Genomic DNA, 12,910 nt, shown 5'->3' on the forward strand with positions numbered 1-12,910 from the left:
CTCCTTCCTGTCGTTCTGTGGTGCTAGCGCAGGTACCAGTACTCCGGCGTCAGCACCGTGGTGGGCAGGGCGGCGAACGTGTCCCGCGGGCCGGACAGCGTGTTCTTCCAGGCCCAGATGGTGTGCGCGGTGGGCAGCCACAGCACGGGCAGCTCGGTCCGCAGCCGCTCGATCTCGGCCTGGACGGCCTGACGGTCGTCGCCGTGCACCGAGGCGCGGATCAGCTCGTCGGTCTCCGTGTCGCTGTAGGCGCCCACGTTGCCCGACCCCTTGGAGTCGAACGTCCCGGTCATCGTCGGGTACGGGGTGGTGCTGAAGCCGCCCCAGGTGGACATGGCCCACTCGCCGGCCTTCGACGGGGCCGCCGGCACGTTGTAGTTCTGGATCAGGAAGCTGAACGTCTTCGGCGCGACCGTGATCGCGATGCCCAGCTTGCGGGCCTCCGAGGCGAACGCCGTGCTGACCGCGCCGTGCAGTTGCGGCTCGCTGCGGTAGAAGAGGTTGAACTTGATCGCCTGGCCCTGCGGGATCCCCTCCCCGCACTCCGACGGCCCGCTGCCGGGACGTTCGCACGTCGTGGTGCCGTTCGGCACGACCTTCCACCCGTGGTCCTCCAGCAGCTTGCGCGCCGCCTGGGGGTCGTAGGGGTAGGGCGCGGTGGCGACGTCCTTCGACGCGTACGGCGAGCTCGCGGGCGCCGTGCCGTAGCTCTCCGCCGCGGCGCCGTTGTACATGCCCTTGCTGGCGATGTAGCCGGGCTGGTCGATCAGGTGCTGCAGCGCCTGCCTGACGTAGAGCTGGCCGAGGATCTTGTCGACGTTGTCGGTGGTGTCCTTGAAGTTGAGCATGATGAAGTTGAAGCCCAGCCGGGGCGCGCCGTAGACGTTGTACCCGGCCGCCTTGAGCGCCTGCACCTGGCCCACGTGGCTCTGGTCCACCGTGGCCATCGTCAGGTTGCCGCTCAGGAGCTGGTTGAACTTCGCCGTCTCGGAGGTGAACGGCCGGAAGTTCAGCGTCTTGATGCGAGGCTTCTGCGGGCCGGTGTACGCCTCGTTGGCGGTCATCGAGTACAAGTTCGTGGTCACGTCGAAGCCGCTGAGCCGGTACGGGCCGTTCACCGTCTGCCAGAGCGGGTCGGTGGCGAAGCCGGCCGGATCGCGCGAGGCCTTGTCGAGGTAGGTGTAGATGGCCTCGGCGTTCTTCGGCTCGCCCGGGTCGAGCAGCGGCCCGTCCGCCGAGGCGCGGGCCCACTGCTTGGCGGGCAGTGGCACGACCGAGGTCAGCTCGTCGGCGGTGAACCACTCGGGGTTGTAGGCCTCCGACAGCTTCAGCGTGACAGTGTCGGCCGAGGACGCCTTGGCACTCGTGACGTTGTCGGGGAACTGCCCGGGCGTGTAGCCGCCCCAGTTGGCGGCGTTCTTCTTCAGCGCCGCCTTCAGCAGGTCGATGAAGAAGACCACGTCGCCGGCCTCGACGGGAGAGCCGTCGGACCAGGTGTAGCCCGGCTTCAGCTTGATGGTCACCGTCTTGTTCCCGTCGGTGAACTCCGGCGGCTCGGCCAGGCTGAGCGCCGGGTTGACCTTGGGGCTGGCGCCTTCGGGGAACCAGTAGAGCGGCCGGTACATGAGCCGCTGGAACTGGTAGGTCACGTAGGTCGAGTTGAACGCGCCGGGCACGATCGGCAGCATGTAGTAGGGCCCGGCCCCGGGCTGCTGCGCGATGTCGACGGATCCGCCGTCCTTGGGCGTGCCCGACTCCGCCGGCAGCTCGCCGAACGTCTGCGAGCCGGACTTCCCGGCGGCCTGGCCGCCCGCCGTGGCCTTGCCGTCGTCGCGTCCGCCGCCGCTGCACGCCGCGAGCGGCAGGAGGACGGCCAGCGTCGCCGCGACGAGCGCGTGCCGGTTCCGGGAGCCGCTCATGGCCGCCTCGTCGCGGCTCGATATCCGGTCAATCGGTAAGTGTCCACGTCGTCCGTTCCTGTTGCCGTCGGGGGGTTGGGAGGAGAGGGTCGCTGCCCGGGGGGTAGGGCGAGGGCCGCTGCCCGGGGGGTAGGGCGAGGGTCAGCCGCCCCAGACCGTCTCCGCGTAGGCGCGGAAGTTGCGGCCGAGGATCTTCTCGATCCTGGTCGAGGAGTAGCCGCGCTCCTCCAGCAGCCGCGCCAGCTCCCGGAACTGGTCGACCCCGCGCAGGTCGACGACGAACGGGAAGGTGTCGCTGCGCTCTCCGGCGGCGGAGGCCCCTGCCTGCCGGCGCAGCGCCACGTGCTCCGCGAGCCGGGCCCGGTAGGCGTCCAGGTCGTCGATGGGGGTGATCGTCCCGTCGGTGCCGATGCCCACGTGGTCCTCGCCGCACACGTTCACGGCGTGCACGATGTGGTCCACCACGTCGCTGGCGCGGGCGTGCCCGGAGGCGTTGAGGAACGGCATGAAGTAGATGCCCACGAAGCCGCCCCGCGAGGCGACCAGCCGCAGCTCCTCGTCGGTCTTGTTGCGCGGCAGGTCGACCAGCGCCCGGCAGCCGGTGTGGTTGATCGAGACGGGCTGCCGGGAGAGCCGCGCGGCCTCCAGGCAGGTCCGCTCGCCGCTGTGCGACAGGTCGACCATGACGCGCTGCTCGTTGAGCGCCTCCACGACCTCCCGCCCGAGCGGCGTCAGGCCTCTGTTGCCCGGCGCCATCGAGCCGTCGCCGATCTGGTTCGCCTGGTTGTAGGTGAGCTGGATGATCCGGACACCCTGGCGGGCGAAGGTGGCGACGCGTTCTGGCCGGTCCTCGACCGCGGCGGCGTTCTGGAATCCGTAGATGATGCCGATCTTGCCGGTGCACTTGGCCGCGGCGATGTCCGCGGCCGTGTCGATCCGCATCAGGTGCTCGTGGTGGGTGGCGATGATCGAGTCCCACGTCTCGATCTCCCGCAGGGTGTGCGGGTAGGGGTCGAAGTCGCCCATCGTGTAGCCGAGGGTGACGTTGATCGCGGTCACGCCCGAGGCGTGCGCGTCGGCCAGCGTACGCGCGTCTATGGTCAGCGAGTCGCTGGTCTGGACGAGCGTGCCGGTGCCGGCGACGTTGGGGTTGTCCAGCACGCCGAGCGCGTTGACGACGATGTGCTCGGTGATGTCGACGCTCATGCTCGCGTCCCTTCCTCTACGCCGCCGGCGCGAGGCCGGTCGTAATCGGCGCGGTCATGGCGCCGCCCGCGCTTGACCGTGGTGATGATGTGGCGCAGATGGCCGATGTCCTCGTACGGGTCGGCGGCGACGACGAGCAGGTTGGCCAGTTTCCCGGCCTCCACGCTGCCCGTCGTGGCCGTCTGTCCCAGGGCGGCGGCTCCGCCCAGGGTCGCCGCGCGGACCACCTCCCTGGGCGGCATCCCCATGGCGTGGACGAGGTGGTCGAGCTCGTCGTGCAGCGAGGGGTAGGGGTCGTCCGGCGGGGTCTCGTAGTCGGTGCCGGCGCAGATCTCCACGCCCACGTGGCGGGCGCGGTCGATGAGCCGCCGGACCACGTCGCGCGCCATCCCGGCCGCGCCGGGCGGGCTGAGCGGGATTCTGCCGACGACGCTCGCCGTGGCGTCGAGTACGGTGCCGCGCCGCCGCATCTCACCGAGCAGCGCGTCGATCGCGTCCACCGGCGCGTCCAGGAACTGCCGGTAGACCTGCGAGAGGTGAGCGCGCTGCCCCCGGTAGGTGTCGGGCCGGACGTCCGAGAGCTCGTAGGCGAGCATGTGGACGTGGGACACCACGTCCACGCCGGCCGCCACGACGTCACCCGGCAGGGCGGGGAACACCGCCCCGTGCGCCCACACCCGCATCCCCTGCCGGTGCGCCTCGGCGGTGATCCGTGTGATCAGCGAGGCCCCGAGGTCGGCGTAGACCTTGATGGCCACGGCGCCGGTGCCCCGGGCCCGCGCGACGGCGGTCACCAGGTCGGTGTCCTCCCCGACCGCCTGCATCCACGGCGCCGTGCCGGGTGTCGCGCCCTGGGTGACCTGCCACGTGCGCGGGTCGTCGAAGAAGCTCTGGCCGGCCATCAGGGCGGCGTTGTGCACGTCGGGGCCGGGGATCTCGCCGATCAGCGCGGCCCGCTCCAGGTCGGCCATCTGCCGCAGGTCGCCGGCCATCTCGCGGATCGCGGTGACGCCGCCGTAGAGCTGGCGGCGCATCGTCTCCTCGGCCCGCCGGCGGTTGGGCGGGGTGGACAGGTGCTGGTGGGTGTCGATGAGGCCCGGCAGGAGGAAGGCCCCCGCCAGGTCGACGACCTCGGCGCCGTCGAGGTCGGACGCGCCGAGCTCGGCGTCCGGCACGACCTTCCTGATCGTCGCCCCGTCGGTCACCACCGCCATCGCGCGGCGGACGGGCGCGCCCGTCCCGTCGATCAGCGACGCGTCGCGGTAGACCGTCACCTCACCCGGCGTGGCGGGCGCGAAGGGGGTGGGCGCCGGATCGTCGCCCGCGACCGGTCGTTCATCTCTGTCGGTCATGGGGGTCGCTCGGTCTCCGTTTCAGAGCTTCGTCGAGAGGGACATTCTCGACGCGATCTGTTACGTACAGCGTAACAAGTGTTGCAACACTAGCAACGTCTGTTAACATGCGTCAAGCGTGGAATGATGGCTCCGACGACCGTGAAGGGGGACCTTTGCCCAAGCCGGCCAGCTCTGCCGTGGACAAAGCCCTCGACCTCATCGAGGCCGTCGTCCAGGCGAACCGTCCCTTGCGACTCAGCGAGTTGGCGAACCTGGCGGGGATGCACCGCGCCACCGCCTACCGCATCCTGGTCGACCTGGTCCGCCGCGGCTGGATCATGCGCAGCCAGGACCACTACCTGCCCGGCACGATCGTGCTGCAGTTCTCCCAGGCCGCCGCCGCCAACTCGCTCGTGGTGCTGAGCAGGCCGGCGCTCCAGTCGCTGTCCGACCAGACGGCGATGATGGTGAACCTTCAGGTCCTGGAGCCCGAGGGCGCGCGAGTGATCGACGTCGTACGCCCACCACGGCTGGCGATGATCACCGACTTGCTGGGCGAGCTGCTGCCCATCCACAAGTTCGCGGGCCCCATGGCTCTGGTCTCCGCGCTCGACGACGCCGCGCAAGTCCCCTACCTGCGCGTCGCCGAGCAGCAGCGCGACCCCGCCGCGTTCAGGGCCGAGCTGCTGAGGGACCTCGACCAGGCCCGCCACACCGGCTTCGCGCTCGAACGCGGGCGCAACGAAGAAGTGATCGCCTCGCTGAGCCGCGCGGTGCTCACCGGCAACGGGCGCCCGATCTGCGCTCTGACGATCGTCGGCCTCGACAGCGAGTTCGACGACGCCACCCTGGCGAAGCTGAAGGACAGCCTCATCGCCGCGACGAACGAGCTGCGAGCCACCTTGAGCGGCACGACCCCCGGAGCCGACCTTGATTGACACCGCAGTGAGCGGAGTTCTCGTCCTCGACCGGGACCAGACCAGGGCGGCATTACCACCTGACGCGCTCCTCGCGGCGGTGCGCACCGCTCTGATCGCCGTCAGCCGCGGCGAGACCTCCGCCCCGCCCCGCGTCGCGGCCCGCTCCGCCCACGGGCTGCTGGGCGCGATGCCCGGGTACGTTCCCCGGCTCGGGCTGGCCGCCAAGCTCGTGACGGTCTTCTCCGCCGTCACGGCGGGCGGGCACGGCGCCCATCGCGGCATCGTCGCCTACTTCGACGAGGAGAACGGCCGGCCGCTGGCGGTCATGGACGCCGAGACGATCACCGCGCTCCGCACGGCGGCCACCGCGACCGCCGCCATGACGGCGCTCGCGCGGGCCGACGCCCGCCACGTCGCCGTCATCGGCACCGGCACGCAGGCTCGCGCCCAGATCGAGCTCGTCGCCGCGATGGACTCCGCGCGGCTCCTGATCGGAGCGCGTGACCGCGCCGCCGCCGAACGCCTCGCCGCGCGGGTGCCCACCGCCAGGGCGTGCGGCATCGAGGAGGCGGTCAGGGAGGCGGACGTCGTGTTCTGCTGCACCTCCAGCCGGGAGCCCGTAATGCGCCGGTCCTGGCTCGGCGGCGGCGTGCACCTCAGCTCGGTGGGCGGCTCCGACGGGCCGGAGTTCGGCGGCGAAACCCTGCGGGCGTCCTCGCTGTTCGTGGAGTGGCGGGGCGCCGTCACCGAGCCGCCACCCGCGGGCGCCTGGGAGCTGCAGGGCACCGACCCGGGCGCGGCCCGCCTGATCGGCGCCGTGCTCGACGGCGCCGACCCGGGCCGCGGCTCAGCGCAGGAGCTGACGCTGTTCAAGTCCACCGGCCACGCCGCACTCGACGTCGCGGCGGCCTCGGTGGCCTACCGGGTGGCGCGCGAGCGCGGGCTGGGGTTCAACGTGAACCTCTGAGGCCGCTTCTATCCTTCGGACGGCGCCGCGCTGACCGGCCGGTGGGCGAGCGGGCTGGAGAAAATCATGGTGCTCGACGGCGTCCCGTAGGCGGCCAGGCGATCGATCAGGGCCTCGAACGCCGCCATCGACGGCACCGCGATCTTGAGGATGCTGCACACGTCACCGGTGACCCGGTGGATCTCCCGGATCTCCGGCCAGCCGGCCACCCCGGGATCGCGCAGCACACAGGTGGGCCCGTAGCAGGTGAGCTGCACGAACGCGGACACCCCCCAGCCGGCCCGGGTCAGGTCCACGGCGGCGTGATAACCGCTGATCACCCCGGTCTCCTCCAGCCGCCGCACCCGCTCGGCCACCGCGGGCGGTGACAGGTGGACGCGGCGCGACAGCTCGTTGAACGAGAGTCGGGCGTTCTCCTGGAGCTCACGCAGCAACTCCCAGTCCATGGCGTCCACCAGCAGGTCCTTTCACTCGAAAACCGACGTCAGGGAAATGGTTACCAGACATAAGGCATTTCGCGAAAAGGCCGTTGAACCGGCATTCCTTCCTCGCTGTCACCACAGCATCATGAGGTGCCGCTGAACGAAAGGAGCGCCGCACATGGAGACGACAGCACGGGTACGCCCGGCCTCCGCCAGAGAACGGGCCGAACGGGCCGAGGCCGGCGGCGGGCTGCCGACCCTCGAATTCGAGCGGGAGCTCCCCTACGACGCCTACGTCCGCACCGACATCCTGCACGACCTGCAGCGCCCGTTGAGCGACGCCCCGGGCGAGATGTCCTTCCTGGTGATCACCCAGGTGATGGAGCTGTACTTCAAGCTCATCGCGTACGAGCTGCTCTCCGTCCGGGAGGCGCTGCGGGCCGACCGGCTGCCCCCCGCCCTCGACGCGCTGCGCCGCACGGCCCTGCACCTGCAGGCCCTGAACGCGAGCTGGAACGGCCTGCGCTGGATGACGCCCGCGGACTTCAACAAGTTCCGCGACCTGCTCGGGGAGGCGTCAGGGCTGCAGTCGGGCATGTACCGGCTGGTGGAGTTCCGGCTGGGACTCAAGAACGAGGCCCTGCTGCGGCCGTTCAAGGACGCGGCGGTGCGCGACGACCTGCGCCGCGCGTTCGACGAGCCCAGCGTCTGGGACGCCGCCACCGCACTGCTCGCCAGACACGGCCACGACCTCCCGTCCGCCGTACTCGACCGGGACCACGGCTCCGAGTACGAGCCCAGCGAGGCGGTCGAGCAGGCCTGGGTGCGGGTCTACCGCGACGACGCCGGCGACCCGGAACGCACCCGCCTCCGGGAGCTCGGAGACGCGCTGACCGAGGTCTCCGAACGCTTCGCGGAGTGGCGCTACGCGCACGTGGCGGCGGTGCGCAGGTCGATGGGCGCCAAGCCGGGCAGCGGCGGGTCCAACGGCCTGGGCTGGCTCGAACGCAGCATGGCCAGGGCGGTCTTTCCCGAGCTCTGGTCCGCCCGTACCCACATGTGAAGCGTCCAGCGCACGCCTACCGGTCGCATGAGCGCCTCCTCGGGCAGACGAGCAGCACCCCGAGCCCGATCTGCCGGTCAGCCTGACTCGTGGTTCTTCGCCGCGTGCTCGGCACGGAAGGCCCGCCGCTGCCAGCGGCGCACCTGCTCCTGCATGTGCCGCTGAAGGCGGGACAGGGTAGCCGTCGCGATGACGGCGGCAAGCCACACGCCGCAGATGAATGCCGTGACGGCGGCGGCCATGACCAACGGCAGTTCGGATACCGTCCCCAAAGCGCGCACGATAAGAATAGTCGGCGAAGGATCAGTACCCATCGCGAGATCCTCCCTTGTTTTCCCGGCGAGTCCGATGATTTACACTTCGAACGTTAAGCTCCTCTGCGAGCGACGTAAACGATCACTTTGTGCACAGTTCGGAGGCAGGGGACGTAAACGGGACGCGGAAGGTACGGCCGGTGGACGAAAGTACAAGAAACGTGCTGGCGCAGTGCGAGCGAGAGCTCAGAGAACTGCGCAAGGCTATGGGCTGCACTCCCGAGCGGCTTGTGGAGTGTCCAGAACTGATGAACGTGCTGCAGAATTTCACCGGGCCGGGCCGGCCGAGAACAATCCAGGCTTGCATAGACGCACTCATTGACTTCGTCAAGCGCATCAGCGACACAAGGCATCGAGAACCTCTACTCGTCGCGCTCCATCTCGACCCGGCTCATGAGGGTGACACGCTCGCACGACGGCGCGGCAGTTACGTCGCCGCGCTCCGGTCGTCCAGGAGTCCTCTGGCCGCGGACGTGCGCACGATCGAACGGCGGGAGAACAGGGCGATCAAGGCGGCCGTACGACTGCTGCTGGAGAACCGCGAACCTGACGACGGCGGCGTGCTCGCGCCGGCGCATGCGGCAGGACCCTCCTTCTCGAAGGATCTGGCCATCGAGGCCATCTCCCATGTCTGCCGCTTCTCCGATAGCGGTGCCATTGTCGAGCAAGAGGTCACCCGATGGGTGCGCGCGGTGGTTCCGCTCGCCGATCCCCGGATCCTCGTCGCGAACAGATATCTCGCGGAAAGCCGTCCTGGGGTGCTGAGAATGGAGAGTCTGTACGGGTGCCGCGTGATCGAGCAAGCCGAGGACCCCGGCGGCAGCATTCTGGCGACCGTCGAGATACTCCAGCGACTCAGGCCGGATGACGGAATATATCCGTTCAGTTGCCGGCTGCTCATCGACAGCCGCATTCGTTCCCAGCCGGTTGTTCGCTGGCGCCCGCCCTTCCATCACCCGAGGCGAATCGAGTTCAAACTGCTCTTCGAGCCGGAGATGGTTCCGGTCCGGGCCTGGTGGTTCGGCGCGACCTTGGATATCGAGGGGCAACTTGAACCCGCACCGAGCGAATGTCGTCACCTGAAAATACTTCAGAACGGCCGATATCTGTACAAGGTGTTCGACGAGCAGCAGCTCATGCCGAACCATTATTACGGTATCGCGTGGGTTTGGGCGTCGTAACAGGCTCTGGTCCGGTCGTTGTGTAAGGTACGTCGGCACAGCTCTGCCCTGAAGGGCACGCATCCTGTTACACGATCAGATCGGAGGAATCAAGCGTATGGAAGGCGAAGGCTGAGCAATCTTGCAGAAAGCGGCAGGAGACCCGAGGTTTCCTGCCGCTTCTTCTATGCGGATCCTGTGCCTTCCAAGACTTACTCCAGTCTTAAGCATGAAGAATGCTCAGGTTATTGGCCTGTTTTGGACAGGGGTTGAGGCGGTTTTGGGGTAGACCTCATCACAGAGACCACACATGCCCCAATAGTCCCTTACACCCCACTGTAGCCGGGTCTAACTCGCATCTCAAATTGGAGTCGCCATGAGCGGCCAGGCGAGAGCTGGAGTCGTGCAGCGACCGCCGCCCGCCGCGCTCCGCGACAGAGAAAGCGCAGCTCAAAGGCACTGCTCGAGCATGCGATCACACAGGCCGCCATGCGGCCGCCGCCGACTTGCCGTAGGGTTCTCTCACGCCTGGAGATCATCACGACAGCCGCACCCTTCGACCGCACGTCTCCGTTCAAGCACTGACTGTCATGAATCGCCCCGGTTGAGGCTTATGTCCAAACTGTGGCTGGAGTATTAGGCTCTGCTGCGTGATGAGAAGCAAGGCTGCTCGGAGTGCCGGGGACGTCAAGCGTGAGCGCACGCGAGCCGTTCTCCTCAGTGCGGCTCGCGCGTTGTTCACCGAGCGCGGTTGGTATCGCACACGGATCGAAGACGTGGCGACGACAGCCGGTGTGAGTGCGGCCACTGCCTACAATCATTTCAAGAGTAAACAGATCCTGATGGGATCTGTTTATCGTCCACTCGTCGGCCGGCTGTCGAAATCAGTGGAGCTGGCCCTCGTGGGCAAGTCGGATCCGGTCGACGCCATACTCCGGCATTTCCATGACCTGGCGGCGCTGGCGCGCAGACGCCAGCGGCTGACGGAGTCGCTGGTGGCCGCGATGAACGAGCAGACGATCAGACACGGCAGAGTGAGCGCGGAACCCAACGAAGCGGATATCCGTCATCTTGTGCCGCTGTACACCATGCTTGCCAGACTGATGGAGCACGGCCAGAGATGCGGAGTTCTGCGGTCGGGCCCTTCCGTCATCGCCGGAGCGGCCTTCTGCACCGATGCGCTGTTGCACCAGGCCCTCAACCTGCACGAAGAATCCGCTCACGACACCGCCCTGAACATGCTGGACCAACTGCTCTCCACGTGGGCGGCGAACTCCGACATCTCCAGCGATCGTGCCTCCATCACCGTCGCCTCGGACCGGAAGAGCGAGGGGGATCTGTCTCTGGTCCTGCACCGGCTCATGCGGCAAGACGGGGACGGGTCCCGGCGAGCGCTCGCCAACGACAGCCTCACCAGGGCATATCTGGAAGCCGGCCTCCAGTTGAGCACCATCACTGACAGCCCCGACACCTACTTCGGGCTGCCGTCGGAAAACGAGATCTTCAAAGAGGTGGAGCGGGCGGGACAAGGGTCGGGAGACGAAAAGGAATTTCACGAGAGATGGTCCAGCAGGGACGACTTCGCACTCGACCTGCTTGCCTACGCATTATGGGTCAGACATTGGCGGCCGGATTCCGTCATGAGATCGGCGGATCTGATCTCCAATGCCGTGGACCCGGTACGGGGCGCGCAGGAGGTCAGCAGTCAGGAACTGGCGTCCATTCTGGAGAACCCGGCGATGGGCCTGTCCCTCATCGCCACGGCCATGGCAGATCGCTTCCCCGAATTGAGGACCACCACCGGCAGCGCCAGAACCGCGGTCCGGCAGAAGTGGATCCCCATCTACGAGGAGATGCTGGCGGTGAACGACCTGAGACTGCGCCCCGGCGTCACCATTGAGGACCTCGCGGACATCCTCTCCGTGACCGTCGAAGGCGTCGCCTTCCGCGCGCTGTCCGGTCCGGCGGAGGACCATGAGCGGCTCAGGCTGACGCTGCGCAAGGCCGTGCTCGCCGTCCTGGTCTCCACGGTGAACTCAGGCGACGATCTCAGTCTCGACGAACAACTGCGGCGGCTCATCCTCGCCCCTCGGAACATCTGACCTGTGCCAGGCGATCAAGCAGCAGGCGGCCCTCCATGCCGGCATCGCCGACTCGTCGTGGCTGTCCGCACAGGCGGCCGGACAGCGCCGTGAAGCCTGGCCGGGCGGCGTCGTCGTGGGCTGCGGCGGAGCGAACTGGCGGGACGCTGCGGACCAGCGGTTCGTGGACGTTGGTAGCGCTGATGGACCCGCCGTCGTCCAGCACCCTGCGGGCGCGTCGGCATCACTGGTTCTTCCCCACCAGCGGCGTCTGTGGGCCCGCTGTTGGCACGGATGCGGATGCGACGGTTGCGCAACGCCGCAAGGCACGATCGGAGCGTAGTCGGGCGGCCGATCGCCGCCCTCCGATGCGAGGAGTGATGCGGCATGTCAGCTGCGATTCTCAAGAAGGTACGCGGCCGTCGGGCGATGTGGGTCGCGGCGGTGGCAACGCTCGCCGGTATCGGCTTAACGGTCCCGGCGTCCGCCGCGGTGCCCCCCGAAGTGATCATCGTCGACACGTTCGCCACCCGGACGGCGACGGGCGCCGCGAACGTCTTCTTCGACTTCAACGTCCCGGCCGGGAGCTGGACCGCCGAGGCCACGATCACGGGCCGCAACAACACGGCCGTAGCGTCCGGCCTGGCCTGCACGCTGCTGATCATCAGCGAGAGCAGCACCAACAACAGCCGCACGGTCGCCTCGCTGGGCCCCAACGGCCAGTTGGCCAGCCTGGCGGTGGTCACGGCGCGTACCGTGAGCACCTCCGGGCTCGTGCGGTTGTCGTGCAACGCGACCACGACCTCGAACATCTCGATCTTCAACGTGAGCATCATGGCGATGCGCGTCAACTCCTTGACCCGCGTGAACCTCGGTTGAGCCCGGCGCCATGAAGCCCCCATGAGCGAATGTCATGACGGGGACAGCGATGTCCCTGTCGTGACCCGGGCGGCGCCGTTCCCCGTTGTTCGCGCTCGACGGGAAGGAGCCCCGCGTGGCTAGGACCCGTAGAGGTCCCTCTCGCTCAGGACCGGGCTGCCGTCGTCGGAGCGTCCCAAGCGGGCCGCTGAGCCGAACATGGGTCCACGAGCTCGCCTGATACCGGCGAATCGACCGAACCCGAGCGGCTCGGGAACGTCGTCGTAGACGGCCTCCATGCCGCCCCTGGCCGAGTACGTCTCATGCCAGAAACCGGTGCCGCCCGAGTCCCGCAGGAAGTCGAGCCACCACTCCCGATGCGGCTCGGACCGGGCGAAGTCGAGCAGCGACGGCAGGTCCCGCCAGTACTGGCGCATCCCCATGTTCATCGGGAAGAACGAGTAGTACACGGGCTCGTGCAGCAGCAGCCCGTCCGGCTTGCCCGCGACCGACTCACTGATCTTCCGGCCGAAGCTGAAGAAGGTCCGGATCCCGTACAGCTGGTTCACGCGCATGCCGAGGTAGAGGACCATGAGGTCCGGGTAGGCGGACAGATCGACGGTCTGCCGGGTCACTCGAGTGGGCATTCGATGCTCCTTACGGTTC

12 protein-coding genes are annotated in these 12,910 nt (G+C 68.2%); 6 read left to right on the plus strand and 6 right to left on the minus strand.

The genetic code is table 11. The features are described from left to right. Positions 1-23: 23 nt before the first annotated feature. From FXF51_RS08660 to FXF51_RS08670, 3 genes are all read right to left on the minus strand, one after another. Positions 24-1,919 carry an ABC transporter substrate-binding protein gene (locus FXF51_RS08660; RefSeq protein WP_148433741.1) on the minus strand — a complete coding sequence of 632 codons (1,896 nt, stop codon included), beginning with the start codon at positions 1,917-1,919 and terminating at the stop codon, positions 24-26. A gap of 141 nt (positions 1,920-2,060) precedes the next feature. Further along, positions 2,061-3,125, minus strand: a complete 1,065-nt coding sequence (locus tag FXF51_RS08665) for a dipeptidase (protein WP_148433742.1) — start codon at positions 3,123-3,125, stop codon at positions 2,061-2,063. Continuing rightward, positions 3,122-4,477 carry an amidohydrolase family protein gene (locus tag FXF51_RS08670; RefSeq protein WP_148433743.1) on the minus strand — a complete coding sequence of 452 codons (1,356 nt, stop codon included), beginning with the start codon at positions 4,475-4,477 and terminating at the stop codon, positions 3,122-3,124. The genes FXF51_RS08665 and FXF51_RS08670 overlap by 4 nt, the downstream gene beginning before the upstream one ends. A 155-nt stretch (positions 4,478-4,632) precedes the next feature. On the opposite strand from FXF51_RS08670, the gene FXF51_RS08675 reads away from it, so the two are divergent. Next, positions 4,633-5,397, plus strand: a complete 765-nt coding sequence (locus FXF51_RS08675; RefSeq protein WP_222871193.1) for an IclR family transcriptional regulator — start codon at positions 4,633-4,635, stop codon at positions 5,395-5,397. Next, positions 5,390-6,346: an ornithine cyclodeaminase family protein gene (locus FXF51_RS08680; RefSeq protein ID WP_222871194.1), complete on the plus strand. Its 957-nt coding sequence runs from the start codon at positions 5,390-5,392 to the stop codon at positions 6,344-6,346. The genes FXF51_RS08675 and FXF51_RS08680 overlap by 8 nt, the downstream gene beginning before the upstream one ends. An 8-nt stretch (positions 6,347-6,354) precedes the next feature. On the opposite strand, the gene FXF51_RS08685 is transcribed toward FXF51_RS08680, so the two are convergent. Then, entirely contained in the window at positions 6,355-6,792 is a 438-nt protein-coding gene (locus tag FXF51_RS08685) for an Lrp/AsnC family transcriptional regulator (protein WP_222871204.1), read from the minus strand. Positions 6,793-6,946: 154 nt separating this feature from the next. Here FXF51_RS08685 and FXF51_RS08690 point away from each other — a divergent pair, with 154 nt between their 5' ends. After that, complete coding sequence (locus FXF51_RS08690) at positions 6,947-7,831, plus strand: tryptophan 2,3-dioxygenase (RefSeq protein ID WP_148433746.1); 885 nt, start codon at positions 6,947-6,949, stop codon at positions 7,829-7,831. A gap of 77 nt (positions 7,832-7,908) precedes the next feature. Here the strand turns inward: FXF51_RS08690 and FXF51_RS08695 are convergent, their stop codons facing one another. Next, the gene (locus FXF51_RS08695; protein WP_148433747.1) at positions 7,909-8,145 is read right to left on the minus strand and encodes a hypothetical protein; all 237 of its coding nucleotides are present in this window, start codon (positions 8,143-8,145) and stop codon (positions 7,909-7,911) included. Between the two features lie 140 nt (positions 8,146-8,285). On the opposite strand from FXF51_RS08695, the gene FXF51_RS08700 reads away from it, so the two are divergent. The 3 genes from FXF51_RS08700 to FXF51_RS08710 all read left to right on the plus strand — a co-directional run bounded on the left by FXF51_RS08700 (position 8,286) and on the right by FXF51_RS08710 (position 12,265). Continuing rightward, positions 8,286-9,326, plus strand: a complete 1,041-nt coding sequence (locus FXF51_RS08700) for a hypothetical protein (protein ID WP_148433748.1) — start codon at positions 8,286-8,288, stop codon at positions 9,324-9,326. A gap of 632 nt (positions 9,327-9,958) precedes the next feature. After that, on the plus strand, positions 9,959-11,407 hold the full coding sequence (locus FXF51_RS08705) for a TetR/AcrR family transcriptional regulator (RefSeq protein ID WP_262379367.1): 1,449 nt from the start codon (positions 9,959-9,961) through the stop codon (positions 11,405-11,407). A gap of 366 nt (positions 11,408-11,773) precedes the next feature. Beyond that, positions 11,774-12,265, plus strand: coding sequence for a hypothetical protein (locus FXF51_RS08710; protein WP_148433750.1), 492 nt, complete (start codon positions 11,774-11,776; stop codon positions 12,263-12,265). 119 nt (positions 12,266-12,384) lie between these two features. Here the strand turns inward: FXF51_RS08710 and FXF51_RS08715 are convergent, their stop codons facing one another. Continuing rightward, on the minus strand, positions 12,385-12,891 hold the full coding sequence (locus FXF51_RS08715) for a monooxygenase family protein (RefSeq protein ID WP_148433751.1): 507 nt from the start codon (positions 12,889-12,891) through the stop codon (positions 12,385-12,387). Positions 12,892-12,910 lie beyond the last annotated feature (19 nt).

The organism is Nonomuraea sp. PA05 (genome assembly GCF_008086045.1).
GTDB classification, from domain to species: Bacteria; Actinomycetota; Actinomycetes; order Streptosporangiales; family Streptosporangiaceae; genus Nonomuraea; species Nonomuraea monospora.

Excerpts from the sequence above, each read along its gene's own strand:
- FXF51_RS08660 (WP_148433741.1), bottom strand. The coding sequence starts at position 1,919 with ATGAGCGGCTCCCGGAACCGGCACGCGCTCGTCGCGGCGACGCTGGCC.
- FXF51_RS08665 (WP_148433742.1), bottom strand. The coding sequence starts at position 3,125 with ATGAGCGTCGACATCACCGAGCACATCGTCGTCAACGCGCTCGGCGTG.
- FXF51_RS08670 (WP_148433743.1), bottom strand. The coding sequence starts at position 4,477 with ATGACCGACAGAGATGAACGACCGGTCGCGGGCGACGATCCGGCGCCC.
- FXF51_RS08685 (WP_222871204.1), bottom strand. The coding sequence starts at position 6,792 with ATGGACTGGGAGTTGCTGCGTGAGCTCCAGGAGAACGCCCGACTCTCG.
- FXF51_RS08690 (WP_148433746.1), top strand. The coding sequence starts at position 6,947 with ATGGAGACGACAGCACGGGTACGCCCGGCCTCCGCCAGAGAACGGGCC.
- FXF51_RS08695 (WP_148433747.1), bottom strand. The coding sequence starts at position 8,145 with ATGGGTACTGATCCTTCGCCGACTATTCTTATCGTGCGCGCTTTGGGG.
- FXF51_RS08705 (WP_262379367.1), top strand. The coding sequence starts at position 9,959 with ATGAGAAGCAAGGCTGCTCGGAGTGCCGGGGACGTCAAGCGTGAGCGC.
- FXF51_RS08710 (WP_148433750.1), top strand. The coding sequence starts at position 11,774 with ATGTCAGCTGCGATTCTCAAGAAGGTACGCGGCCGTCGGGCGATGTGG.
- FXF51_RS08715 (WP_148433751.1), bottom strand. The coding sequence starts at position 12,891 with ATGCCCACTCGAGTGACCCGGCAGACCGTCGATCTGTCCGCCTACCCG.